The 23,842-nt window shown below is 67.0% G+C and carries 25 protein-coding genes; 5 read left to right on the forward strand and 20 right to left on the reverse strand.

The features are described 5' to 3' along the window. Positions 1-72 precede the first annotated feature (72 nt). Genes ALA01S_RS24280 through nifV form a run of 4 tightly spaced genes read right to left on the reverse strand, consistent with a single transcriptional unit; the run spans position 73 to position 3,615 of the window. Positions 73-1,170, reverse strand: coding sequence for an electron transfer flavoprotein subunit alpha/FixB family protein (locus ALA01S_RS24280; RefSeq protein ID WP_066341897.1), 1,098 nt, complete (start codon positions 1,168-1,170; stop codon positions 73-75). Positions 1,171-1,195: 25 nt separating this feature from the next. Then, the gene (locus ALA01S_RS24285) at positions 1,196-2,044 is read right to left on the reverse strand and encodes an electron transfer flavoprotein subunit beta/FixA family protein (protein ID WP_066341898.1); all 849 of its coding nucleotides are present in this window, start codon (positions 2,042-2,044) and stop codon (positions 1,196-1,198) included. Between the two features lie 52 nt (positions 2,045-2,096). Then, complete coding sequence (nifW, locus tag ALA01S_RS24290; RefSeq protein ID WP_066341899.1) at positions 2,097-2,447, reverse strand: nitrogenase stabilizing/protective protein NifW; 351 nt, start codon at positions 2,445-2,447, stop codon at positions 2,097-2,099. 25 nt (positions 2,448-2,472) lie between these two features. Then, a complete protein-coding gene (gene nifV / locus ALA01S_RS24295; protein ID WP_066341900.1) occupies positions 2,473-3,615 on the reverse strand; it encodes a homocitrate synthase in 1,143 nt (380 codons plus the stop codon). Between the two features lie 269 nt (positions 3,616-3,884). Between nifV and ALA01S_RS24300 the strand changes: the two genes are divergently transcribed. The 4 genes from ALA01S_RS24300 (at position 3,885) to ALA01S_RS24315 (ending at position 7,324) form a co-directional block, all read left to right on the forward strand. After that, positions 3,885-4,613, forward strand: coding sequence for a Crp/Fnr family transcriptional regulator (locus ALA01S_RS24300; protein ID WP_066341901.1), 729 nt, complete (start codon positions 3,885-3,887; stop codon positions 4,611-4,613). A 35-nt stretch (positions 4,614-4,648) separates the two neighbouring features. After that, positions 4,649-5,005: a N(2)-fixation sustaining protein CowN gene (cowN, locus tag ALA01S_RS24305; RefSeq protein ID WP_157119245.1), complete on the forward strand. Its 357-nt coding sequence runs from the start codon at positions 4,649-4,651 to the stop codon at positions 5,003-5,005. A 534-nt stretch (positions 5,006-5,539) separates the two neighbouring features. Continuing rightward, positions 5,540-6,244, forward strand: coding sequence for a PEP-CTERM sorting domain-containing protein (locus ALA01S_RS32170; protein ID WP_084267892.1), 705 nt, complete (start codon positions 5,540-5,542; stop codon positions 6,242-6,244). A 150-nt stretch (positions 6,245-6,394) separates the two neighbouring features. Beyond that, positions 6,395-7,324 (forward strand): LysR family transcriptional regulator, encoded by a 930-nt coding sequence (locus ALA01S_RS24315; RefSeq protein ID WP_066341903.1) that lies wholly within the window; start codon positions 6,395-6,397, stop codon positions 7,322-7,324. 53 nt (positions 7,325-7,377) lie between these two features. On the opposite strand, the gene fdx is transcribed toward ALA01S_RS24315, so the two are convergent. The 15 genes from fdx to nifE all read right to left on the reverse strand — a co-directional run bounded on the left by fdx (position 7,378) and on the right by nifE (position 22,069). Further along, a complete protein-coding gene (fdx, locus tag ALA01S_RS24320; protein ID WP_066341904.1) occupies positions 7,378-7,758 on the reverse strand; it encodes an ISC system 2Fe-2S type ferredoxin in 381 nt (126 codons plus the stop codon). Between the two features lie 11 nt (positions 7,759-7,769). Continuing rightward, positions 7,770-9,665 carry a Fe-S protein assembly chaperone HscA gene (gene hscA / locus ALA01S_RS24325; protein ID WP_066341905.1) on the reverse strand — a complete coding sequence of 632 codons (1,896 nt, stop codon included), beginning with the start codon at positions 9,663-9,665 and terminating at the stop codon, positions 7,770-7,772. 14 nt (positions 9,666-9,679) lie between these two features. After that, on the reverse strand, positions 9,680-10,003 hold the full coding sequence (locus ALA01S_RS24330; protein WP_066341906.1) for a HesB/IscA family protein: 324 nt from the start codon (positions 10,001-10,003) through the stop codon (positions 9,680-9,682). A 78-nt stretch (positions 10,004-10,081) separates the two neighbouring features. After that, positions 10,082-10,495, reverse strand: coding sequence for an iron-sulfur cluster insertion protein ErpA (gene erpA, locus ALA01S_RS24335; protein WP_084267893.1), 414 nt, complete (start codon positions 10,493-10,495; stop codon positions 10,082-10,084). A gap of 59 nt (positions 10,496-10,554) precedes the next feature. Beyond that, entirely contained in the window at positions 10,555-10,974 is a 420-nt protein-coding gene (gene iscU / locus ALA01S_RS24340) for a Fe-S cluster assembly scaffold IscU (protein ID WP_066341907.1), read from the reverse strand. 62 nt (positions 10,975-11,036) lie between these two features. Further along, entirely contained in the window at positions 11,037-12,251 is a 1,215-nt protein-coding gene (locus tag ALA01S_RS24345; RefSeq protein WP_066341908.1) for an IscS subfamily cysteine desulfurase, read from the reverse strand. Between the two features lie 258 nt (positions 12,252-12,509). Then, positions 12,510-12,863 (reverse strand): ribonuclease HepT family protein, encoded by a 354-nt coding sequence (locus tag ALA01S_RS24350; protein WP_066341919.1) that lies wholly within the window; start codon positions 12,861-12,863, stop codon positions 12,510-12,512. Positions 12,864-13,243: 380 nt separating this feature from the next. Continuing rightward, positions 13,244-17,122 carry a Calx-beta domain-containing protein gene (locus tag ALA01S_RS24355; protein WP_066341909.1) on the reverse strand — a complete coding sequence of 1,293 codons (3,879 nt, stop codon included), beginning with the start codon at positions 17,120-17,122 and terminating at the stop codon, positions 13,244-13,246. Positions 17,123-17,292: 170 nt separating this feature from the next. Further along, the gene (locus ALA01S_RS24360) at positions 17,293-17,694 is read right to left on the reverse strand and encodes a nitrogen fixation protein NifQ (RefSeq protein WP_084267894.1); all 402 of its coding nucleotides are present in this window, start codon (positions 17,692-17,694) and stop codon (positions 17,293-17,295) included. 2 nt (positions 17,695-17,696) lie between these two features. Next, on the reverse strand, positions 17,697-18,002 hold the full coding sequence (gene fdxB, locus ALA01S_RS24365) for a ferredoxin III, nif-specific (RefSeq protein WP_066341910.1): 306 nt from the start codon (positions 18,000-18,002) through the stop codon (positions 17,697-17,699). A gap of 115 nt (positions 18,003-18,117) precedes the next feature. Beyond that, positions 18,118-18,321: a CCE_0567 family metalloprotein gene (locus ALA01S_RS24370; RefSeq protein WP_066341911.1), complete on the reverse strand. Its 204-nt coding sequence runs from the start codon at positions 18,319-18,321 to the stop codon at positions 18,118-18,120. Then, the gene (locus ALA01S_RS24375) at positions 18,314-18,790 is read right to left on the reverse strand and encodes a NifX-associated nitrogen fixation protein (protein WP_066341912.1); all 477 of its coding nucleotides are present in this window, start codon (positions 18,788-18,790) and stop codon (positions 18,314-18,316) included. The genes ALA01S_RS24370 and ALA01S_RS24375 overlap by 8 nt, the downstream gene beginning before the upstream one ends. Continuing rightward, positions 18,787-19,197 (reverse strand): nitrogen fixation protein NifX, encoded by a 411-nt coding sequence (gene nifX, locus ALA01S_RS24380; protein WP_066341913.1) that lies wholly within the window; start codon positions 19,195-19,197, stop codon positions 18,787-18,789. Before nifX ends, ALA01S_RS24375 begins: the two co-directional genes overlap by 4 nt. Before the next feature lie 31 nt (positions 19,198-19,228). Continuing rightward, complete coding sequence (gene nifN / locus ALA01S_RS24385; RefSeq protein ID WP_066341914.1) at positions 19,229-20,632, reverse strand: nitrogenase iron-molybdenum cofactor biosynthesis protein NifN; 1,404 nt, start codon at positions 20,630-20,632, stop codon at positions 19,229-19,231. Positions 20,633-20,659: 27 nt separating this feature from the next. After that, complete coding sequence (nifE, locus tag ALA01S_RS24390) at positions 20,660-22,069, reverse strand: nitrogenase iron-molybdenum cofactor biosynthesis protein NifE (protein WP_066341915.1); 1,410 nt, start codon at positions 22,067-22,069, stop codon at positions 20,660-20,662. Between the two features lie 244 nt (positions 22,070-22,313). Between nifE and corA the strand changes: the two genes are divergently transcribed. Then, positions 22,314-23,282 (forward strand): magnesium/cobalt transporter CorA, encoded by a 969-nt coding sequence (corA, locus tag ALA01S_RS24395; protein ID WP_066341921.1) that lies wholly within the window; start codon positions 22,314-22,316, stop codon positions 23,280-23,282. Positions 23,283-23,354: 72 nt separating this feature from the next. Here corA and ALA01S_RS24400 read toward each other — a convergent pair whose 3' ends face one another. Next, positions 23,355-23,702 carry a 2Fe-2S iron-sulfur cluster-binding protein gene (locus ALA01S_RS24400; protein WP_066341916.1) on the reverse strand — a complete coding sequence of 116 codons (348 nt, stop codon included), beginning with the start codon at positions 23,700-23,702 and terminating at the stop codon, positions 23,355-23,357. Between the last annotated feature and the right edge of the window lie 140 nt (positions 23,703-23,842).

A 23,842-nucleotide genomic window follows, 5' to 3' on the forward strand; every position in this document is an offset into this window, starting at 1 on the left:
ATTGCCCGACGCGCCCGCCCCCACGACGATGGCGTCAAACTTTTCCTTGGCTTGCTTGGCCATGTGCGCTCCTTAGGCGACCTTGCGGATGCGCTTTTCCAGGTGCGTACGGAACGCCTGGGTCAGCACGGGCAGCACCTGCATCGCGTTGCCGACGATGCCATAGTGTGCGAAATCGAAGATGGGGGCATTGGGATCGGTGTTGATGGCAACGATCACGTCGGCGCCTTCCATGCCCACGCGGTGCTGGATGGCGCCGGAGATGCCCGCGGCGATGTACAGGCGCGGGCGCACGGTCTTGCCCGTCTGCCCCACCTGGCGCTCGTTCTCGGCCCAGCCGGCCTGCACCGCGGCGCGCGTGGCGCCCACTTCGGCGCCCAGCACGCGGGCCAGTTCCCACACGAGCTTGAAGTTGTCGGCGTTCTTCAGGCCCTTGCCGCCGGAGACGATGATGTCCGCGTAGGCCAGGTTGATGGTGTTGCGCTCGGCGTCGGGGATGAAGCTCAGCAGCTTGGTGACGATGTCCGTCTCCACCATGCCCAGCGCCATCTCGATGATGTCGCCGGTGCGGGTGTCGTCGCGCCGGGGCATGCGCATCACGCGCGGGCGCACCGTGGCCATCTGCGGGCGGTAGGCCAGCGTCATGATGGTGCACAGCAGCGAGCCGCCGAAGGTGGGGCGCGTGGCGGCCAGCGCGCGGCCGTCGATGTTGAGCTCGGTGCAGTCGGCGGTCAGGCCCGTGCCCAGCGTGGTGGCCACGGAGCCGGCGAGGTCGCGGCCCATGGTGGTGGCGCCCAGCAGCAGGATTTCCGGCTGGTACTTGTTGACCAGGTCGGTCAGGCCTTTGGTGAAAGGCTCATTGCGGTAACCCTTGAGCACCGGGTCGCGCATGATGTAGCAGTGGTCGGCGCCGTAGGCGTAGGCCTCCTTGGCGAAGGCGTCCAGCGTCTCGTCCGGGCCGCCCATGACCACGCCGCTGACTTCCACGCCCAGCTTGTCGGCCAGCTTGCGGGCTTCGCCCATCAGTTCCCAGCTCACCGGGTTGACGTGGCCGCGGTCGTGTTCCACGAACACCCACACGCCCTTGTAGCACTTCAGGTGCTCGGGCAGCTCGGTATTGCGACCGCCGCGCGCGGCGGGGCGGGCAGCAGGCTTGGCAGCTTCGCTCATGTCGTTCTCCTGACTTGGGCACTCATCAAGCGCTCAGGCGCTCGACCGTCTCTTCTTCGAGCGTCGGGTGCGTGGTGAAAATCTTTTGCAGCAGGTTGAGGCAGACGTCGTTGACGCTGGTATCGGCCACAACCATCATGTCGGCCTTCTCGCTGCGCGGCGTCGGGCCGAACACCTTGCTCACCACCGTGGGCGAGCCCTTGAGGCCGATCTTGGTGACGTCCTCGATGCCGGCATCGTCCTTGTTCCAGCGGCGCACTTCGCAGCGGCCGGCGCGCAGCATGTCGTCCATGGTGGCGAAGCGCATCTCGTTGGTGCCTTCGAGCATGGTGATCAGCGAGGGCAGCGTCGTGTCGAGCAGTTGCACGCCGCCTTCGGCGCGGCGCTCGACCTTGATGCGGCGGCCGTCGAGGTCCACCTCGACGATGCGGCTGACGTAGGTCAGCAGGTTCATGTTCAGGCGCTTGGCGATGCCGGGGCCGACCTGCGCGGTGTCGCCGTCAATGGTCTGCTTGCCGGTGAACACCAGGTCCACCTGCTGCTCCTGGCTGATCTTGCGGATGGCCGCGGCCAGCGCGTAGCTGGTGGCCAGCGTGTCGGCGCCGGCGAAGGAGCGGTCGGTGACGAGGATGGCGTCGGTGGCGCCGAAGCTCAGGCACTTGCGCAGCGCATCTTCGGCCTGCGGGGGGCCCATGCACAGCACCGTGACGCGGCCGCCGAACTGGTCCTTCAGGCGCAGCGCCTCTTCCAGGGCGAAGAGGTCGTAGGGGTTGACGATGGCCGGCACCCCCTGGCGCATGATGGTGTTGGTGACCGGGTGGACGCGGATCTGCGCCGAATCCGGCACCTGCTTGATGCAGACGACGATGTGCATGGCAACTGTTCTCCTGAGAATCGGCTCTTGAGGCTGTTGAGTGGGGTGTCGCTCAGCCCGCGGCGCGCGCGGCGCGGCGCTCGGCCAGGCTGTCGCGCAGCGAGCTCAGCTGCACGTGCTGGGTGCCGTCGGTGTCCTGGAACACCTTGAACACTTTTTCCTTGGCGGGCGTGGAGGACACGAAGTCCTGGTAGGCCTGCACCAGCAGCTCGCGGTAGCGGCGGAACAGCTCCACCTCGTCCAGCCCGGCCAAGCCTTCGGTCTTGTGCAGGTATTGGTAGAAGCGCTTGAGGATGTGCAGCCGGTTGACATGCACGGTGCGCTCCTCGAAGGGCACGCCGAAGAAATTGAGGAAATCCTCGGCGCTGGAGAGGGCCTTGAGGCGCTGGGTGAACGAGTCCATGTGGGGTCTCCCGGGGTGGTTCCGTTCAGGCGGCCAAGTGCTGCCGCATGGCGGTGTTGAGGTAGAGGTGGCGCAGGTCGGCGTCGGTCAGGGGCTGCTTGCGGGTGACGGCCAGGTCGCGGATGTGCAAGAGCAGTTGCTCGGCCTGGCCATCGCCCAGCGCCAGCCCCAGGCGTGCGCAGGCGGCGCGCACGCCGTGCGTGCCCGAGTGCTTGCCCAGCACCAGCTCATGCGTGCGGCCCAGTTCCTCGGGGGCAAAGGCTTCGTAGTTGCCGCGGTCCTTGAGCAGGCCGTCGACGTGAATGCCGGACTCGTGGCGGAACACCGCCGCGCCCACGATGCTCTTGCCCGCGGCCACCGGCCGGTTGGCGGCTTGCGCCACCAGTTGCGAGAGCATCGGAAGCTGGCGCATGTCCACGCCGCAGTCCACGCTGTACAGGTGGCGCGCAGCCATGGCCACTTCTTCCAGCGCCGCGTTGCCGGCGCGCTCGCCCAGGCCGTTGACGGTGGTGCTGGCGTGCGTGGCGCCGGCGCGCAGCGCGGCCAGCGTGTTGGCCGTGGCCAGGCCCAGGTCGTCGTGAGCGTGGATCTCGATGTCCAGGTCGGTTTCGGCGCGCAGCCTGGAGATGCGCTCGTAGGTGGCGAACGGGTCCAGCACGCCCAGCGTATCGGCGTAGCGCACGCGTATGGCGCCGTGTGCCTGCGCCACCTGCGCGGCGTGGCAGATGAAGGCGGGGTCGGCGCGCGAGGCGTCCTCGAAGCCCACGCTGACCGTGGCGCCAGCGTCGCGGGCGCGGTCCACGAACTCGGCGATGGTGGCCAGCACCCAGGGGCGGTTGCGGCGCAGCTTGCCCTGGATCTGCTGGTCCGACACGGCCACCGACATGTGCACGATGTGCGCGCCGCAGCGCAGCGCGGCTTCCAGATCGGTGCGCGTCATGCGCGCCCACACCATGGTGCGCGCACGCTTGACGTTGGAGACGATGGTGCGGATGAGCTCCACCTCCTGCTGGCCCATGGCGGGAATGCCCACTTCCATCTCGCCCACGCCGGCTTCGTCCAGCGCGCTGGCGATGGCCAGCTTCTCCAGGTCGGTGAACGCCACGCCTGCCGTCTGTTCGCCGTCGCGCAGGGTGGTGTCGTTGAGAACGAAACTGATTGGCTTCATGGGGGGCTCCGGTTTCCGGACGTCGTGGCCGGGGCGTTCGCAAGCCCCGTGCCATGTCCTTCGTGCCCCTTAAGCCATTGACTGGCAAGCGTTTTTTCGCTGTCGTGCCCCCACGCCGGGGGATGTGTGTTTTGTCGTCTTACCTACAGGGCGAACGTGCGGAGATCGGCTGGAGTGTCTGCGGCTTGCCCTGCATCAAGCCGCGGCCTTGCGCCGTGGCGTCAAAGGCATTTCAGCGTGGTGGCCCGCTTGTTGCGCACAGGCGTGCCATGAATCCGAGCGATTTCGTGCAGTTTCTCCAATCGCCCGCCGGGACGGCGTTCCTGGGCGAGTTCACGCCGCGGCGCTTCGCGCGCGGGCAGATGGTGAGCATGCCGGGAGGCGCGGTGAACAGCGTGTTCATCGTCCGCAGCGGCCGCTTGCGCATTTACCTGGCCGACGAGCAGCGCGAGCTCACGCTGGCCTTTCTGGAGCCGGGCACCCTCTTCACCACGCACACGCCCACCTTCGTGATGGCGGTGGAGCCCACGGAGCTGAGCCTCATCGAGACGCGGCATTTCACGGCCTGCCTGGCGCGGGCCCCTGCGGCCGTGGGCGCCATCATGCGAACGCTGGGCACGCTGCTGGGCAGCACCATCGCCATCGTCGAGAACCTGGCGTTTCGGGACGCACGCCAGCGCCTGGCGCACTTTCTCCTGGACAGCGCGCGCCGCCGCGGCAGCGTTGCGGCGGACCAGGGCGGCGGCTGGGTGGTGCCGCTGCGCATGTCGCTCACCGACATCGCGCTGCTGCTGGGCTCGCGGCGCCAGACGGTGTCGGCCGTGCTGGGCGAGATGCAGCGCGACGGGCTGGTGCGCCGCCAGGGCCGCCAGCAGCTTTTCATTCCCGACCTGGCCCGCCTGGAAGCCTGGCTGCGCGAGGGCGCGGCGCGAGACGCCGCGCGCGAGGCGCGTGAAACGTCCGCTGCGCGACAGACGGCGGTGGCGCGTGCGCCCTAGCCTTGCAGGCATCGCAACCCAACGCGCTTTCAGCCATGTCCTGCATCTGCCGCAATTCACAGTCCGCTGCTCAAGCCGCCACCGGCGACTCGCCAACCCCGACGCCCCACGCCCAGGGCGCCACCGACCGCTACGTGTCCTTCCAGGGCATCGATTGCGAAGGCAACACGCGCCGCGTGATGGCGCTCATAGACCGCTACACCTTGGGCGGCGAGCCGCTGGATGCCTTCTGGAGCTACTTCCACAAGCGCCGTGCCGCCACGCTGGGCCCGCGCTTCGACGACTTGCTGCTGCTCTCCAGCTTCGTCAACCCGGTGCGCGAGCTGTTCGAGGCCAAGGGCGACGCCGAAGGCTTGGCGCTGCTGGAGAAGCTCGAAGACGAGTGCTTTTGAGCTGTCTTCTTCCTCGCGCGCCAGCTCCCGCGCTTGCCGCTGTCCGCCGTAAGACCTTCCCGCGGCGTGCCGAGTGCCCATGAACATGTTGGGCTCGACATGCTGCGCCAAAGGCTGGGGCAGGGCTCAGGGCGCGCCGGGTCATCAATGCACGGGAAACAGCACTGCGAGCTACCAGCCAAAGCACAAGCCCTTCACTTCTGCAAAGCACTGCATGTGCTCCTCGTGAACGCATTCCTGCCTACACGTGCCGTTTAATAGAAGCAGTCCCGAGCAGAAATCATCTGCCATAAGTGATTAATTTTTAAATTGCGATATATCAATCATCTCTTGTTTATTTCATTTGGTATCATAATTTCTGCTGTCATATTTGAAGAAAATAAATGGATTTAATGTGTTGATTGTCTGATTTTTGATGTGAGCGCTTATTAATATTCTGAAACTTTCTGTGCATTTGTCTGGTGTGTGCTCAGAAAGGTTTGTTGCCATCCATTCAAATATTGACGAAGCAATTCCTGCTTCAAAGGGAGAAAAATGCGATTTTATAAGAGGCTTTTGTCAGTTGCAGCGCTCACGTCGGTGGTTACTGCTGCAAGCGCCGGAACGGTAAATCTGCTCAACGCCGGATTCGAGAATGACTGGAGTGCTTATAATTACTACGGCAATGATAATCTTATCGCCGCTTTTGAGCAGCCAACTGGTCCAAATATGGGTTGGGCCTTTGGGGAAAACACCGCTGTGGTAATGGATGGATACCCTGCCAATTCACCTTTTGATGGTTTTCAGAGTGCGCGATATGCCGGGCTGTTTGGTGCAACCGGTTGGTTGAGTCAGCAGTTTTCGCTGGCCAGCCGGGCAACGGCGGAATTGTCGTTTTTTATGAAGTATCGGTTGTTTCGCCCTAGCACGCAGGTGGTGGAAATCGCTGTGGACGGGCGAAGCGTTGGAACCATCAACGCCACCATGGGCGAATGGAGTGAGCAGACAGTCGATTTGGGCTTGCTCAGCGTAGGTAATCACACTCTCGCATTTCGAGGCCTGGACGGGAATCCGGCCCATCTCGGCGCCACCGCCTTCCTGGACGCCGTAACCATCACCTCGGACGGCACCACCGCCGTCCCAGAGCCCGGCTCCCTGGCCCTCGTGTTGCTGGGGTTGGGTTCGATCGGCGCCGCTGGGCGCAGGCGGCTGAATGTGCCGCGCCCGCGTCAGCAGAAGTGCTGCACTGCAACCGCCTGAGCACACCCTGTGCTCGCGGCACCTTGTAGGTGCGCCTCCATCCCGGGCAGTACAAGGAATACTGGGCTTCTTATTCCATACTATGGAATTTGAGCTTATTTGGCAGCAATCCTTAAGTGCATTTTCAAGCAAGACTTTAAAATCGCTTCCATGGAAAGCCTTGCCAATCTCGAAGCCTTCGTGCGTTCCGCCGAGTCCGGCAGTTTTTCCGCGGCGGCGCGGCAGCTTGGGCTCACGCCCGCCGCGGTGAGCCGCAACGTGGGGCAACTGGAGCAGCGCCTGGGGGTGCGGCTGTTTCACCGCTCCACGCGGCGGCTGGAGCTGACGGAGGCGGGCGAGCGCTTCCTGTCCTCCGTGGACGGCCCGCTGCGGGCGCTGCGGGCTTCCATGGCCGATATCGGTCCGCAGGGCGACGCGGGCGGCGGCGTGCTCAAGGTCAGCATGGCGCGCGCGTTCGGCCTGGCCCATGTGCTGCCGCTGTTGCCGGAGTTTCGTGCGCAATGGCCTCGGCTCCAGCCGCAGTGGAACTTCGAAGACAGGGCCGTGGACCTGGTGGCCGAGGGTTTGGACGTGGCCATAGGCCCGGGGCTGGAGCCTGGCTCCGGCGTGGTGACGCGGACGCTGGCGCCGGCGCATCTGGTGGCGGTGGTTGCGCCGGCCTACATGGCGGGGCGTGCCGCGCCCAACCTCCCTTCGCGGCTGGCGGCGCTGGACGGCATCGTGCTGCGCCCGCCGGCGGGTGGCCGGGTGCGGCATTGGTCCATGCGCCAGGCCGACGGCTCTGCGCAGCAGGCCCTGCTGTCGGAGACCCTGGTCTTCGACGATCCGACCGCCGTGCGCGAAGCCTGCCTGCTGGGTTTGGGCGCGGCGCTGCTGCCGCTGGCCGATGTCCTGTTGCCCCTGCGGCGCGGCGCACTGGTACGGCTGCTGCCGCAGTGGTGGGCGGACGCCGGCACCATCGCCGTGGCCCATGCCGCGGATGCGCCGCAAGGGGGCAAGGCACGGGCGTTCGTGGATTTCCTCGTGGAGCGATTCACGGCCGAGAGCCTGGCGCGCCGGCTGGACGCCAGCGCGCCCTGATGCACGCCTGCCCCTGACCCTTGGACAGCGGCCCTGCCGCTGCCGCGCTGGCCTCAGCGCTCGCGCGCGTGGTTGCGCGTGAACTTGGGCAGCTCGATGACGAGCTCCGGCCCCTTGACCTTGACGCAGCAGGACAGGCGCGACTGCGCGTCCAGGCCCCAGGCGTCGTCGAGCTGGTCCTCTTCCTCTTCGTCGGCCGGGGCGAGGAATTGGGCCCCCTCGCGCACGTGCACGTGGCAGGTGGCGCAGGCGCCCACCTTCTCGCAGGCGTGCTCGATGGCGATGCCGTTGTCCAGCATGGCGTCCACCAGCTTGCGCCCGGGCTTGGCCTCAAAAACCTTGCCCTCGGGGCACAGGTCAGGGTGCGGCAGCACGCGGACGTGCGTGAGCACCACGGGCTTGGTGGCGGTGGCGTCCTTGGCTTCGGTGCTCATGGTGGCGGGCCTCAGGCTGCGATCTGGTCCATGCGCTGGCCGGAGAGGGCCTGGCGTATGCGCACGTCCATGCGCCGTCCGGCAAAGGGCGTGGTGATGTTGTTGAGCGCGGTGGAGGCGGCGCGCAGCGCGTCGCGCAACCGGCGCCAGTCTTCCTGCGTGCCGTCCAGCGACGCGCTTTCGGCCAGCAGGTCGGCCACGGCCTGCATGCCGGCCAGGATTTCCTGGCGCTCCTGCGGCTGCAGCAGCGCCTCGCCGTCCTCGCGCAGCGCGGCTTCGGTGGCGTCGATGAGGCGGCGGGCGTCGATCTGCGCCTCACGCAGCATGCGCGCGGCGCTGTCGTCGGCCGCGGCGCTCATGGCGTCCTTGAGCATGCCGGTGACGGTCTCGGTGGCCAGGCCGTAGCTGGGCTTCACTTCCACGTGCGCCTGCACGCCGGAAATCTGCTCGACGGCGCTCACGGAGAGCAGCCCGTCGGCGTCGATCTGGAAGCTCACGCGGATGCGCGCGGCGCCGGCGGCCATGGGCGGGATGCCGCGCAGCGTGAAGCGCGCCAGCGAGCGGCACTCGCCCACCAGCTCGCGCTCGCCCTGCACCACGTGCAGCGCCAGGGCGGTCTGGCCGTCCTTGAAGGTGGTGAAGTCCTGTGCGCGTGCCACGGGCACGCTGCTGTTGCGCGGGATGATTTTCTCGACCAGGCCGCCCATGGTCTCGATGCCCAGCGACAGCGGGCACACGTCCAGCAACAGCAGGCCGTCGCCGGTGCGGTTGCCCGCGAGCTGGTCGGCCTGGATGGCCGCGCCCAGGGCCACGGCCTGGTCGGGGTCGATGTCGGTGAGCGGGGGCTTGCCGAAAAGCTTTTCGATTTCGGCGCGCACCTGCAGCAGCCGGGTCGAGCCGCCGACCAGCACCACGCCGTCAACCTCTTCGACGCGCAGCTTGGCGTCGCGCAGCGCGCGCTTGACCGGGCCCAGGGTGCGTTCCACCAGGGGGCGGGTCAGCTCGTCGAAAGCGGTGCGGGTGAGCGTGAGCACGGCCTCGCTGCCGTCGGCGCGCAGGCAGCGCATGTCGACGGCTTCCTGTTCGCTGAGAGCCTCCTTGGCCCTGCGCGCCGCGGCCAGCAGCGCGCCGGTTTCGGAAGTCCAGCCGCCGGTGGCGGCCATGAAGTGTTCGGCCAGGCGGTGGTCGAAGTCGTCGCCGCCCAACATGGCGTCGCCGTTGGTGGCGATGACTTCGAAAACGCCGCGCTGCAGCCGCAGCACGGACACGTCGAAGGTGCCGCCGCCCAGGTCATAGACCACGAAAGTGCCTTCGCTGCCCTTGTCCAGGCCGTAGGCGACGGCCGCGGCGGTGGGTTCGTTGAGCAGGCGCAGCACGTGCAGCCCGGCCTGCTGCGCGGCGTCCTTGGTGGCTTGGCGCTGCGCGTCGTCGAAGTAGGCAGGCACGGTGATCACCGCGCCCACCAGCGCGCCGCCCAGCGCGCCTTCCGCGCGTTCGCGCAGCGCGCGCAGCACCTGCGTGCCCACTTCCACGGGGCTCTTGACGCCCTGGCGCGTCTGCACGCCCACGGCGGTGTCGGACAGGGCTTGCAGCTCGTAGGGCAGCATGGCCTTTTGCACGTCGGCCAGGCGCCGGCCTATGAGGCGCTTGGCCGAGGCGATGGTGTTGAGCGGGTCGGAGGCGGCCAGGGCCTGGGCCTCGTGGCCCACCGTCACGCCGCCGAAGGCGCCGTAGTGGACCACCGAGGGCAGCAGCGCACGGCCCTGCTCGTCGCTGAGCACCTGGGGCACGGCGCTGCGCACCGTGGCCACCAGGGAGTTCGTGGTGCCCAGGTCTATGCCCACGGCCAGGCGGTGCTGGTGGGGGGCGGCGCTGCGACCGGGTTCAGCGATTTGCAACAGGGCCATGGCCTTGCTCCTTCTTAGACGGCGAAGCTCTCGCCGCAACCGCAGGTGGCGCTGGCGTTGGGGTTGTTGAACTTGAAGCCCTCGTTGAGGCCTTCGCGCACCCAGTCGAGCTGGGTGCCTTCGATCATGGGCAGGCTGGCCGCGTCCACCAGCAGCGTCACGCCTTCGCTGTCAAAGCGCAGGTCTTCGGCGCCGAGCTCGTCGGCAAACTCCAGCGCGTAGGCATAGCCGGAGCAGCCGCTGGTCTTCACCGCCAGGCGCAGGCCCAGCCCGCCGCCGCGTTGCGCGAGCGCCTTGCGGATCTGGTTCGCGGCCTTGGGAGTCACGCTGATGGACATGGGGAATGCCTTTCTGTGTTCATGGGCCCGCGCGTGCACCGTAGGCCGGCGCGCGGGCCTGATCGGGTCGAACGGAAATCAGACGGAGAAGGAGCTGCCGCAGCCGCAGGTGCTGGAGGCGTTGGGGTTCTTGATGACGAAGCGAGCGCCTTCGAGCTTGTCCTCGTAGTCGATCTCGGCGCCCACCAGGTACTGCAGGCTCATGGCGTCCACCACCACCTTGACGCCGTCGCGCTCGATGCGGAAGTCATCTTCCTTGCGTTCGTCGTCGAAGGCGAAGCCGTACTGGAAGCCCGAGCAGCCGCCGCCGGTGACGAAAATGCGCAGTTGCAGCGCAGGATCGCTCTCCTCGGCCAGCATCTCCGACACCTTGCTCACCACCGCTTCGGTCAAGCGGATGGGGTCGGTGCCCTCGGGCAATTCGATGGGGGCCGGCGGCACGGCGGAGGTGCTGCAGCTGCCGGAGGCGTTGGGCTGGGATTGGCAGGCCATGTGGGTTCTCCTGGTGGGAAGGTGGCGTGGATCGTTGAGTGGGAGACGGTGGCTGGGTTTCAGCCGTTGCTGCTGGCGCAGGCCGCTTGCTCGGTGACGGGGCTGCGGCGCGAGCGGTAGTCGGCCACGGCCGCCTTGATGGCGTCCTCGGCCAGGATGGAGCAGTGGATCTTCACCGGCGGCAGCGCCAGCTCCTCGGCGATGGCCGTGTTCTTGATGGCCAGTGCCTGCTCCAGCGTGCGGCCCTTGACCCACTCCGTCACCAGCGAGCTCGACGCGATGGCCGAGCCGCAGCCGTAGGTCTTGAACTTGGCGTCCTCGATCACGCCGGTGTCGGGGTTGACCTTGATCTGCAGCTTCATCACGTCGCCGCAGGCCGGTGCGCCCACCATGCCGGTGCCGACGCTGTCGTCGGTCTCCAGGCTGCCGACGTTGCGCGGGTTTTCGTAATGGTCTAGGACCTTGTCGCTGTATGCCATGTGACGTGCTCCTGGTCTGGACTGGATGTGTTGGCGGTTTCAGTTGGTCGGCAGACGTGGTGTCAGTGCTCGGCCCACTGGATGGATTTGAGGTCTATGCCGGCCTGGTGCATTTCCCACAGCGGGCTCAGGCTGCGCAGCCGCTCCACGGTGGAGCGCACCTGCGCGACGGCGGCGTCAATCTCCTCCTCGGTCGTGAAGCGGCCCACCGAGAAGCGGATGGAGCTGTGCGCCACCTCGTCGGACAAGCCCAGCGCGCGCAGCACGTAGCTGGGCTCCAGGCTGGCGGAGGTGCAGGCCGAGCCGGAGGACACGGCCACGCCCTTGATGCCCATGAGCAGCGACTCGCCCTCGACGAACTCGAAGCTGATGTTGAGGTTGTGCGGCACGCGCTTGTCCAGGCTGCCGTTGACGCGCACGGCCGGGATGTCCTGCAGCCCGGCCAGCAGCCGCTCGCGCAGCGCGCGGATGCGCTCGTTCTCGCGGCCCATGCCTTCCTTGGCCAGGCGATAGGCCTCGCCCATGCCCACGATCTGGTGCGTGGGCAGCGTGCCGGAGCGCATGCCGCGCTCATGGCCGCCGCCGTGGATCTGGGCCTCGATGCGCACGCGCGGCTTGCGGCGCACGTACAGGGCGCCTATGCCCTTTGGACCGTAGGTCTTGTGCGCGGACAGGCTCAGCAGGTCCACCGGCAACGTGCTCATGTCGATCTCGACCTTGCCGCTGGCCTGCGCCGCATCGACGTGGCAGAGAATGCCGCGGGCACGGCACATGGCGGCGATGGCGGGGATGTCCTGGATCACGCCGATCTCGTTGTTCACCCACATCACCGACACCAGGATGGTGTCCGGGCGAAGCGCGGCCTGCAGCGCGGCGAGGTCCAGCAGCCCGTCCTCCTGGACGTCGAGGTAGGTGACCTCGAAACCTTCGCGCTCCAGCTCGCGCATGGTGTCCAGCACGGCCTTGTGCTCGGTCTTGACCGTGATGAGATGCTTGCCGCGGCTGCGGTGGAACTGCGCCGCGCCCTTGATGGCCAGGTTGTTGGACTCCGTGGCGCCGGAGGTCCAGACCACTTCGCGAGGGTCGGCGCCTATGAGCGCGGCGACGTGCTCGCGGGCAATCTCCACCGCCTCTTCGGCTGCCCAGCCGTACGCATGGCTGCGCGAGGCGGGATTGCCGAACTGCTGGTAGAGGTAAGGCACCATCTGCTGCACCACCCGCGGGTCAACCGGCGTGGTGGCTGCGTAGTCCAGGTAGATCGGCTTTGCGCTGTCCATTGAAGGCTCCCGTGCTGCGTTGCCGGGTGATTCGCATGTACCGTGCCAACCCAGGGTCAGCGCGAAAAGTTGCGCTGCATCAAGACCTTATCAATTACTTTGGGTGCAAAGGCGCACATGCCGACATCGCCGCGCCGTTGGCGGTGTCGCTTTTGTAGGGTCTGCGACGCGAAGGCCGCCGGGGGCTGTGACCGCTCGCGCAGACGGACCGGCGGGCAGCCGGGCGGAGTCCGCGCGGCTCGCGCAGGCTTCGCAGGTTTATGCGCGGTACTCGAACATCGCCGGCTCGGCGTCGCGGTACACGCGCAGCCACGACAGCGTGGCCGGCACCAGCGAGCGCGCGGCAAACCATGCGGTCTCGTCGCGCTGCGCCCCCTCGGCCGCCATCGCGGCGGCGGCACTGCGCCAGCCGTCCCATTCGAGCTCCGGCATGGCCGTGCGCACCTCAGGAGGCAAGGCGCCCAGCGTGTCGGCCATGGTGTGGAGCTGGCGCAGCACTTCCAGGCGCGTCAGCCGCGAGCGAAGGAACTCGGCCTCCTGCAGGTCCTCCAGCAGCAGCAGCACGCCTTCGCCGGCTTCTTCTATGAGCTTGAACAGGGGGGCGGTGAACATGATGGCGGGGTGGCTGCAATTTCCGCGCCCGGCCGCACCGCCAACGTGCGGCCACGCACCGTTGCGCGCCACATAAATCCCTTGAGTGGTGAGTGTTTGATCCATGTCAGTTGCCTGCGCATCCGGCGATGAGGCCTGGCTGGTGTTGACGTCCGTCAGTATCCAGGCGGCATGCCGGTGGTGCAATGCGTCTGCCCTGATCCGGGATGTGGGCCCGGCAAGGGCCCTTTCGTGTGTGAAGTTGCTAGAACAACTAAAACGGCATTGAGGCAGCACCGGCCGAGGCGACGGCCGGTTGCCAAAAAATATCAGGCCGCCCTTGGGCGGCCTGTTTTCTTTTCCGGCTTGAAGGCGCGGCGCCGGACCGCGCCGCCCGGACCTCAAGCCACGAAGAGGTAGTCCGACAGTGCCGACGCGCCGCCCGTGGCCAGCACCAGCGGCGTGAGCTCGGCGGCGCTGACCAGCGCATCCGCGGCCGCGGCGCGGAACAGGAACACGCCGGTCTGCGCTCCGTTGTCCACGGCGAAGAGCCGGGCGTCGCCCACGGCATACGCCGACGTGGCCGAACCTATTGCCGCTGCGGCGCTGGCCGTGGTGATGGCGCCCGCGATGTCCTGGCTGAACACCACCAGTTCCGCCGCCGTACCGAAGCCGCCGGGCGCATTGCGCAACAGCGCGTTCTCGACCACGGTGTCGCCGTCTCCGACGCGCACGCCGGCCATGCTGAACAGCAGGCTGTCGTCGGCGCTGCTCCAGTCGGTGATGCTGTCCATGCCGGCCAGGTTGTCGAAGACGAAGCTGTCGGCCTGCGTGCCGCCGCTGAGCGTGTCGGCGCCAGCGGCACCGCGCAGCGTGTCGTTGCCGGCGCCCCCGGACAGCGTGTTGCCCAACGCGTTGCCTTGCAGCAGGTTCGCCGCGGCGTTGCCCGCGCCGCTGACAGCCGCGCCTCGCAGCAGCAGGTTTTCCAGTCCGGCGGCCAGCGTGTGGTTGATGTAGGCGACCACGGTGTCCGTACCCGACCCGCCGGTCTCGTCCGCCGTATCTCCGGCGGCCTCGACGATGTAGACGTCGTTGCCCGCGCCGCCGCGCATGATGACGCCGGCTTCGCCGTCCAGCAGGTCGTTGCCGGCCCCGCCGTTGACGATGTTGGCCCCGGGCCGGCCGACGAGAACGTCGGCGTTGCCGGTGCCGGCGATGGTGAGCTGCCCGGCCGGCGCCGGGTCGTCGTCGACGATGGTCGCCACCACCGGCGTGCCGCCGACCACCGCATTGACCGCACTAAAGAGGTTGAGGGCAAAGGTTTCCGGCGTTTCCGCCACCAGGTTGTCCAGCAGCGGAATGCGGACCACCTGCATGGTCTGGCCGGGCGCGAACACCAGCGTGCCGCTGAGCGCGACGTAGTCGCTGCCATTGGCGGCGCTGCCGTTGGAGTTGCTGTAGCTGACGCTGACTTGCTGCGCCGACGGCGCGCTGAGGCTGACCACGAAGTCCAGTGCCGTGCCCGCCTCCGGCGCCCAAATCGCGGCGGCCGATACGGTGGGCGTGGCCGCCGTCGCCATATCGCTGGGTGCGATGGCCATGTGCCCGCGCACGTCGCCGATGGTGGCGTTGACTGCGCCGCTGAGTTGGAGGTCGAAGAACTCCACGCCTTCGGCCACTGCGTCGTTGCGCATCGGCACCAGCACGCTCTTGCTGGTCTCGCCTGGGGCGAACACCAGGACTTGGGCGGCCTGCGCGTCGTAGTCCGCCCCGGCCGAGGCCGTCCCGTCCGCGGTGGCCGCCACCACCGTGACCTGGCTGGTGCTTGGACGGTCCAGCGTGACGTTGAAGCGCGCGAACCCGCCGCCCTCGTCCGCGATGCCATCGTCCACCCTGATGGCGGGCACGCCGCTGGGCGCGTCGTTGTCCTGGATCCAGCCCAGGCCCGCGCCATCCACGATGGTGGCGTTGACGGCGCTGAACAGGTTCAAGCGCAGCAGCTCGGCAGGTTCGGCCGTGGTGTTGTCCAGGACGGGGATGGACACCACCTTGGTGGTCTCCCCGGGCGCGAACACCAGCGTGTTCGACTGGGCGACATAGTCGCTGCCATTGGCTGCCGTGAGGTTGCTGTTGCTGTAGCTCACGCTGACTTGCTGCGTCGAGGGCGCATTGAGGCTGACGATGAACTGCAGCGCACCGTCGCTCTCGCCGGCTTGGGCGTCCGACACGCTCACCAGCGGCAGGATGGCCGCCGGCGCATCGCTGGCACCGATGAAGGCCCGTGCGCCGTTGTCCGGCAACGTGGCGTTCACGGGCGAGGACAGCACCAGATCGAAGTACTCGGTGCCCTCGGCCAGCGCATCGTTGGCCAGTGCGACGGTCACCGTCTTGACGGTCTGGCCGGGGGTGAAGGTCAGGGTTTGAAGCACCTGTGCGCTGTAGTCGGCGCCCGCCAGCGCCGTGCCGTTGGCTGTGGCCACGTTGACGCTCACGTTGCTGGTGCTTGGGCGGTCCAGCGCAAGGGTGAAGGTGACGCTGCCTGCGGCCTCGTCCACCACGCTGTCCGCCACCTGGATGACGGGCGTGCCGCTCGGGGCGTCGTTGTCGTAAAGGGTGCCCAGCCCATCGTTGTCCACGATCACGCCGTTGACGGCGGAGAACAGGTTCAGGCGGGCGAACTCCACGCGCTCCTGCGTGGTGTCGTTCAGCACGGGAATCACGACCACCTTGGTGGTCTCCCCGGGTGCGAACACCAGCGTGTTGGACAAGGCCACGTAATCGCTGCCGTTGGCGGCCGTGACGTTGGAATTGCTGTAGCTCACGCTCACCGTCTGGTTGGACGGCGCGCTGAGGCTCACCACGAAGCGCAGTGCCGTGTCGCTTTCATCGGCCACGGCGTCGGAAACGCGTATGAGCGGCTGCGCCACGGGCGTGGCGTCGTTGGCGCCTATGGTGGCGCGCCCAAAGGTGGGGGCTGCCAGCACGCCGCCCACTGCGGCGGACAACTGCAGCATGAAGGTTTCGTCCAGTTCCGCGATGCCATCGTTGGCCAGCGCGATGCTGACGGTCTTGGCGACTTGCCCCGGGGTGAAGGTCAGTGTCTGCGCCGCCAGCGCGGTGTAGTCCGAGCCGGCAATGGCCGTCCCATTGGCCGTGGCGACGTTGACGCTGACGTTGCTGGTGCTGGGCCGGTCCAGTGCCACCGTGAAAGTGACGAAACCCGCGGACTCGTCCACGACCGTATCGGCCACGCGGATGACGGGCGTCCCGCTGAGCGCGTCGTTGTCATGGATGGTGCCCAGGCCGTCGTTGTCCACGATGGTGCCGTTGACCGCGGAAAACAGGTTCAGGCGTACCAGTTCCGTCCGCTCCGCCGTGGTGTCGTCGAGCACGGGCACCGTCACGACCTGCGTGGTTTGCCCAGGCAGGAAGACCAGCGTGCCGCTCCCCGCCAGGTAGTCGGACCCGTTGGCCGCGGTGACGTTGGAATTGCTGTAGCTCACGCTCACCTGTTGGGTGGCGGGAGCGTTGAGGCTGACCACGAAGCGCAGGCTCGCATCGCTTTCGTCGGCAACCGCGTCCGAAACGCTGATCAGCGGTGAAATCACCGGCGTGGCGTCGTTGGCGCCTATGGTGGCGCGGCCCAAGGCAGGCGCCGCCAGTACGCCGCCCGCGGGGGCGGACAGCACGAGATCGAAAGTCTCCGCGCCCTCGGCCACCGCGTCGTTGATCAGCGCCACGCTGACCGTCTTGGCCGTCTGGCCTGGCGAGAACAGCAGCGTCTGCGACAGTGCGGTGTAATCCGACCCGGCCAGTGCCGTGCCGTTGGCCGTGGCGACGTGGACGCTGACGTTGCCGGTCGCCGGCCGGTCCAGCGTGACCGTGAAGCTCACCACGCCGGCACTTTCGTCGACCACCCTGTCGCCCACGCGGATGACGGGCGCGCCGGGCAGGATCTGGTCGTTGTCGTAGATGGTGGCCCAGGCGGTGTTGCGGGCGATGGTGTCGTTGACCGGGCTGAACAGGTTGAGCAGGAAGAACTCGGTGCGCTCCGCGGTGGTGTTGGCCAGGATGGGGATGTCCACGGTCAGCACGGTCTGGCCGGGCGCGAAGGTCACGGTGCCTGAGCGCGCGCTGTAGTCGGAGCCGTTGGCGGCCGTGGCGTTGGAGTTGCTGTAGCTGACGCTGACGGGCAGCGCGCTGGGCGCGGTCAGGCGCAATGTGAAACGGGCAACCGTACTTGACTCGTCGACGTCGACGTCGTCCACCGTGATGGGCATGGCGCAGCTCTCCTTGCGGTTATGGGATGCCGGACGCAAGCTTTGTGTGCGCCGGCTCCGCAAGTGAGCTTAGGTATCGCCTCCCCTCGGGGCTTCCCCGGGTCTGGGCTAAGGATGTAATGAGCTATTGCACCGTGTCACGCACGGTGACCAAACACATCTGCCGCGCTTCAGGTCTCGGGGCCGAAGCACACCGGATGGTCGGTGCACACGGCGCAGCTGGGCGCCTTGCAGATGAAGATTTCCTCGCGCTCGCAAAGTTGCTTGTAGAGGAACTTCTTCCATTTCATGTCGCCGGTATTGCGTACCACCAGCGAGGGGAACCAGTGCCTCATCAGCGCCGAGAGCTCGGCGCGCGAAGCCAGTTGCAGGTCCTGCCAGAGGTGGTTGTCCCCCAGGCAGGCCACGGCCACGGTGTCGGCCATGTGCTCGATCTCGGCCGGTGTGCCGGCCGATGGATCGGCATGGTCCAGCAGCAGCTGCCTCACGTCCTGCACCTCGTCGTCGCGCGTGGCGCGGCGCGACAGGGCCATGGGCAGGGGCTGGGGAAGGAAACGCTGCTGGGAGAGCATGATCAGGCCGCCGCGGGAGCGTGCGTGTAGCACTTCTTGGGGCAGATCTTGGAGCAGGCGGTGCAGCCTATGCAAAGCTCCTTGTGGGCGATGGTCATGACTTTCTTCTCGTATTCCTCGTCATCGTCGCCATCGGGGTCCAGCGAGATGCGCTCGCCGTCCTCGTCGAGGCCGATGAGCTCGAGCACGCCGCGCGGGCAAACGCGGAAGCAGCGGCCGCAGCCGATGCACTTGTCTTCGTTGATTTCCTCAACGAAAGCCGGGGTCCAGCTTTCGCCCGAGGGCATGGTGACGCTGAAATTAGCCATGACAGTCTCTGTGTGTCGTGATGTCCTGTCGCCCTGAGGTATCGAGGGGCCCGCGGCCAGGCCTCGATACCTCAGTCCGAAAGGATTCCTCTTCCGATGATCCGGCGGCCTGGGGTCAGGCCGCCGCCTGGGCCGCGGCCAGCTTGGCGCGCGCGGCCATCAGGGCCTCGTGCGCCTCGTGGGCGATGCGCGCCACCTCGGGAATGCGTTCCCAGTTGGTGGGCAAGTCTTCGCTGAGGTCGTGCAGGTCCATCTTGGCCTGCGTGGCCTTGGCGTTGAGCTTCTTGAGCTCCGCCTTGATCGCGTCGATGTCAGCCATAGGTCGCAACCTCCTTGTACTGTTCGATCATCGAGATGCCCTCGTCGACCAGCTTGTTGCCCGCGTCGGCGAGCTTTTGCAGCGAGGCGTAGCCGAAGCGGTGCACGTCGCGCAGGTAGCGGTTGACGACGATGAGGCGCCCGGTGGTGAGCACCGCGCGGCCGAAGCCTTCGTGGCTCATTTTCATCATGGGCGACACCATGCAGCCCGTGGCGCGCTCGATGGCCAGGCCGATGGCGTTGTGGAACAGGTCCAGCCGCCACAGCGTATCGGGATCGGGGTCGCCCATGACCGGCATCTGCCGGCGCTGTTCGGCCGTGATGATGTAGGGCTCCAGCAGATTCAGGTCGCTCTTGCCTTCCCACGTGCCGTGGGTGTCCTGGGCGCGCAGCTGCTTGATCAGCTCGCGGATGAAGCGGTCCTGCAGCAGCGCCTCGTCGGTGCCGTGCTCCTGCACTTCTTCGCTCATTGTTTCACCTCTTCTTCGTCGAAATCGAAGCTCTTTTCCTTGCCCTTTTGCAGCGCCTTGCGCAGCCAGGGCGGCGGCGTGCCCTTGAGCACCCCCTGGAGTTTTTCCAGAATTTCGCTGATGGGGTCCGGGCCCGTCACCTTGACGGGATGGATGCCGCTGGCCACCACGCGCGCGGCGGCCGAGCCGCCGATGGCCGCCACGTAGACGATGGCCACGTCGTGGATGGCGGCGAGCTTGGGCGCGAGCTTGTCCTCGTCGCCGTCCTCGGCCAGGTTGTCGCCGAAGGCATAGTCCTCGATGAAGGTGGCGCCGTCGGCGCTCACCTCGTACACGGCCAGGTGCTTGGCCCAGCCGAAGTGCGCGTCCACGCGCTGCTGGTCCTGGGTGGCGAAGGCAACTTTCATGGGCGGGTACTCCTTGGGGGGGCGGTACGGTTCAAAGTCCGATTTCGGCAACGTCATCGCTCGCGGCAGCAGGCTGCGCCAGACCGGCGGCCGCTGCACGGGCCGCAGGCGTGAGCGGCCAATCGTCGGGGCTTGCATGGTGAATCTGATCCATCAACAGGTTGCCGACTTCGTAGACGAAGTTTCGGCTGCCGCGATAACCGACGTGGCAAATGTGCGAGTTGCCAATGCGGTCGAACGTCGGAATGCCAAGCCGGAACAACGGCTTGTTCAGACGCTGCGCGGCCTGCCGGCCATGCGAGTGCGTCATCAACAGGTCGCAGCCCGCGGCTTGTGCGCTGCGCTCCAGGTCTTCAAGGTCGCCGATCAGCACTTCGCCCGTGGGCATGCGCTCCAGCAGCGGCGACTTGGTGGTGGTGATGCACACCGACAGCTCCGCACCCATCTCGGCGAGGAAGTTGCCGGCCGACCACAGCAGGTCCGGCTCGGCGCCCAACGCCACCTTGACGTTGCCGAAGTGGAAGTGGCCGTCCAGCATGGCGTCCACCAGCTGGCTGCGCTGGCGGCGCAGTTTCGCGGGCACGGGCTTGCCGCTGAGCTGGGCCAGGAACTTGATCAGGGCGTCCGATGCCGTCAGGCCGGTGAGCCGGTCGAACATCGTGTAGGGCACGCCGCAGCGGGCCTGCAGGGCTGCGGCGGCCGCGCGCATCTGCTCGCCTATGGCGATGGTGTGCTGCGCGCCGCCCAGGGCCTGCAGGTCTTCCAGCGCCGTGCCGCCCAGCGTCGTGCCCAGCCAGGCGTCGGGGATGTGGCCGTCCAGCGAGCCGGACACGTCCGGCGCGAACACGGGCTGCAGGCCGAAGGATTCGATGATCTCGCGCAGCTCCTCGATGTCGCCCGGCGTGAGGTGGCAGCCCGGCAGCACGGCCACCTTGCCGGCCACCTTGGGCTCGTCCTGGCGCGGCAGCTTGGCCACCAGCGCCGCGGCGGCGGCGGCCCAGCCGTCCTGGAAGGCGCCCACGTAGTCCGGCGTGGAGACGTAGACCACGGCGGTGTCGTTGAGCTCCGGGTGCCTCTCGTAGGCCAGCTTGATGAACGCCTCGACGTCGTCGCCCTTGGTCTCGGTCAGGCCCGTGGAGCAGATGGCGATGAGCCTGGGCTTGGCGCGGGTGCGGATGTTGATCAGCGCCTTTTCCAGGTTGTCGTAGCCGCCCATGATGGTGGTGGCCTCGTTCATCGCCGTGGTCTGCAGCGGGATGGCCTCCTTGAAGTGGCGCACCAGCAGCACCAGGCCGAAGGAGGTGCAGCCCTGCGAGCCGTGCATCACGGGCATGCACGAGGCCAGGCCCATGAAGGCGTAGCTCGCGCCCAGGGGCTGGCTCATCTTGAGCGGATTGACGGCGGCGGCTTTCTTCGACTCGGTGACCAGTGCCATGGCTTGCTCCGGTAAGTGGACTGCGGCTCAGACGGGCAATGCGGCTTGGGCGGTGTCTTCCCACGGGGCCGGCGCGCGCACCTGCTGCCACACGGGGTTGAAGATCGCCTTGTCGATCTCGTTGATCATGGTGACCATGCCCTCGTAGCCGGCGAAGGCGTAGTGGCGCTCCTGGTTGATGTCCATCCAGGGCATGCGCGCCTTGAGGGCCACGAACTGGCTGCGGCCGCCGCTGAGCATGATGTCGGCCTTGGCGTCGCGCAGCATGGCGTACATCTCGCGCGGGCTCAGGTCGTCGATCATGTGGGCGTCGTCGCCCATGATTTCCTTGATCTTTTCCTTGTCTTCCCGGGTGCTCTTCTTGACGCTGGTGCCCACCACTTCCAGGCCGGCCTCCTGCAACGCCGACACGACCGACCAGCTCTTGACGCCGCCGGTGATGAGCAGCACCTTCTTGCCCGCAAGGCGCTGGCGGTAGGCGCGGATGCGCTCGTAGGCACGGGCTTCTTCCACGGCGATGAGCGCCTCGGTGCGGTCCTTGAGCTCGGCGTCGGCGCCCTGCTCCACCAGCAGCCGCGCGATCTCGCGCAGCGTCATGCTCATGTCCGAGATGCCGTAGAACGAGCCTTCGAAGAACGGGATGTTCCAGCGCTGCTGCATGCGCGTGGCGATGTTGATCATCGACTTGGAGCACACCATCATGTTGACCTTGGCGCGGTGTGCGCTGGCCACCTCGCGGTAGCGGCCGTCGCCGGACATGCAGCTCAGTATGCGGATGCCCAACGCATCGAGCATGGGCTTGACCTGCCACAGCTCGCCGGAGAGGTTGTACTCGCCGATGATGTTGATGTCGTAGGGCGTGGTGTATTCCGGCTCCATGGTGCCGACCACGTAGTCCAGCAGCGCCTCGGCGCCCAGCTTGTTGCCCAAGTTCTTGGGGCCCGCGAAGCCGGGCGCGTTCACCGGGATCACCGGGCGGCCGAACTTCTCCGCGGCGCGCTTGCAAACGGCCTCGATGTCGTCGCCGATCAGGCCGGTGACGCAAGTCTGGTAGACGAAGACCGCCGCCGGGTCCTGCGTGTCCAGGATCTGGCGAATGGCCTTGAACAGCCGCTTCTCGGCGCCGTAGATGACGTCGAGCTCGTTGATGTCCGTGGTGAAGCCGATGCGGTACAGCTCCGAGCCGGAGGAGGCGCTGTGCCGGTTGTCCCACGAGTTGCCCTCGCAGGCGATGGGGCCGTGCACGAGGTGCGCGACGTCCACGATGGGCTGCAGCGCGATCTTGGCGCCGTCGAAGGCGCAGCCGCCTGCGGCGGCACCGGGGGTGAGCTGCTTGGTGCAACCCTTCTTGCGCGCCTTCTCATCCTTGGCCTGGTTGATTTCACAACCGGGCTCATCGAAGACCTGCGCAATCTTGTCCTTCAGGCTGGGCAGCATGGTTTCTCCTGGGCGTGCGCTGTCTCCTATGCAGGTTCGATGCCAGGGTTTTCCCCGCATGATCTGGAACAAATCGGCCGCGCGGCGCGGGTTTAGCGGCCGCGGCTTGGACGGTTCGCGACAATTGCGACATGGGCGGCGCCAAGGCCCGATGCTCCTGGCCGCCGTGCCGCCCGCCCCGCTTCCAGCCGTGATGGGTTTCACGATGCGCAAGAATGGCGGGTTGTCCAGAAAGCCAGCCGCCATGCTCATCAACTGCGTCGTCTATCAGGAGGGGAAAAAGCTCTCCGACATCTCCGTGGAAGACATCAGCCGCTACGTGGAGCGGCCGGACTGCTTCGTGTGGGTGGCGCTGCGCGATGCCAGCGACGAGGAGCTGGCCACCATGCAGCGCGAGTTCGGCCTGCACGACCTGGCCATCGAGGACGCCAGCCACGGCCAGCAGCGGCCCAAAGTGGAGGAGTACGGCGACCAGCTCTTCGTGGTGATGCACACCGTGGAGATCGACGCGCTGGACCAGTTGCAACTGGGCGAGGTGGACGCCTTCGTGGGCCGCAATTTCGTGCTCTCGGTGCGCAACCGCAGCCGCCACAGCCTCCTGGGCGTGCGCCAGCGCGCCGAACAGGAGCCCCACCTGCTTCGCCATGGTGCCGGCTTCGTGCTGTATGGCCTGCTGGACGCGGTGGTGGACCGCTACTTCCCGCTCATCGACATGATGGAAACCGAGCTGGAAGCGCTGGAGGCGCAGATCTTCGAGTCCGGCGCGGCGCGGCAGAACATCCGCCAGCTCTACCACCTCAAGCAGCGCATCATGACCGTGCGCCACGCCGTCACCCCGCTGCTGGAAGCCGTGAGCAAGCTCTGGCGCGGGCGCGTGCCCGCCGTGTGCGAAGGCAACCGTGAATATTTCCGCGACGTCTACGACCACCTGCTGCGCATCAACGCCAGCCTGGACTCGCTGCGCGACACCATAGGCACGGCCATCCAGGTCAACCTGTCCATGGTGACCATCGAGGAATCGGAGATCACCAAGCAGCTCGCGGCCTGGGCGGGCATCTTCGCCGCGGCCACGGCGTTTGCGGGCATCTGGGGCATGAACTTCGAGACCATGCCGGAGCTGAAGTGGAAGTACGGTTACCCGCTGGCCCTGAGCACCATCGTGCTGACCTGCGTGTTCCTGTACCGGCGCTTCAAGAAGGCCGGCTGGCTATGAAGCTCCCATGAAAAAGCGGCCCGCGGGCCGCTTTTCGGTTGGGGCGAGCGAGCCCGGCCGATCGCCGACCGATCAGAACTTCACCACGATGTCCTCGTTGCGGACGATGAACTGGCACGCCAGGCGGTAGGGCGGCGGCGTGTCGGCGTTCTCGGCCTGGGCGATCTGCTCCGGCGTGATCTTGCCGGACAGGCGCAGCACGGCCTTTTCCTTCTCCGTCAGGGCCACGGCGCACGGCGTCTTGTTCGACAGCACCATGACCTCCACGGCGCACGAGCCGCATTCGCCGTTCTCGCACTCGAAGTGCACGGGAATCTTGTGCGCCTGGGCCACGCTCAGCAGCGTCTGCGTGTCGCCCGCGACGGCATACACCGTCACGTCCTTCTTCATGCTTGGGGAAGAGAAAGTCACATTGGCCATGGGAGTCTCCTTGGTCTACCTCGAAAAAAGGCCCACCGGGCATGGGCAAACTTGCCATGCCGGGCGGGCCGGGGATGCTGATCGGAAAACGGCGTGATCAGCGGATGATGTCGTAGCTGTAGTCGGTCTTGCCCGGGACG

The sequence above is a fragment of the Azohydromonas lata NBRC 102462 genome (assembly GCF_001571085.1).
Lineage (GTDB): Bacteria > Pseudomonadota > Gammaproteobacteria > Burkholderiales > Burkholderiaceae_C > Azohydromonas > Azohydromonas lata.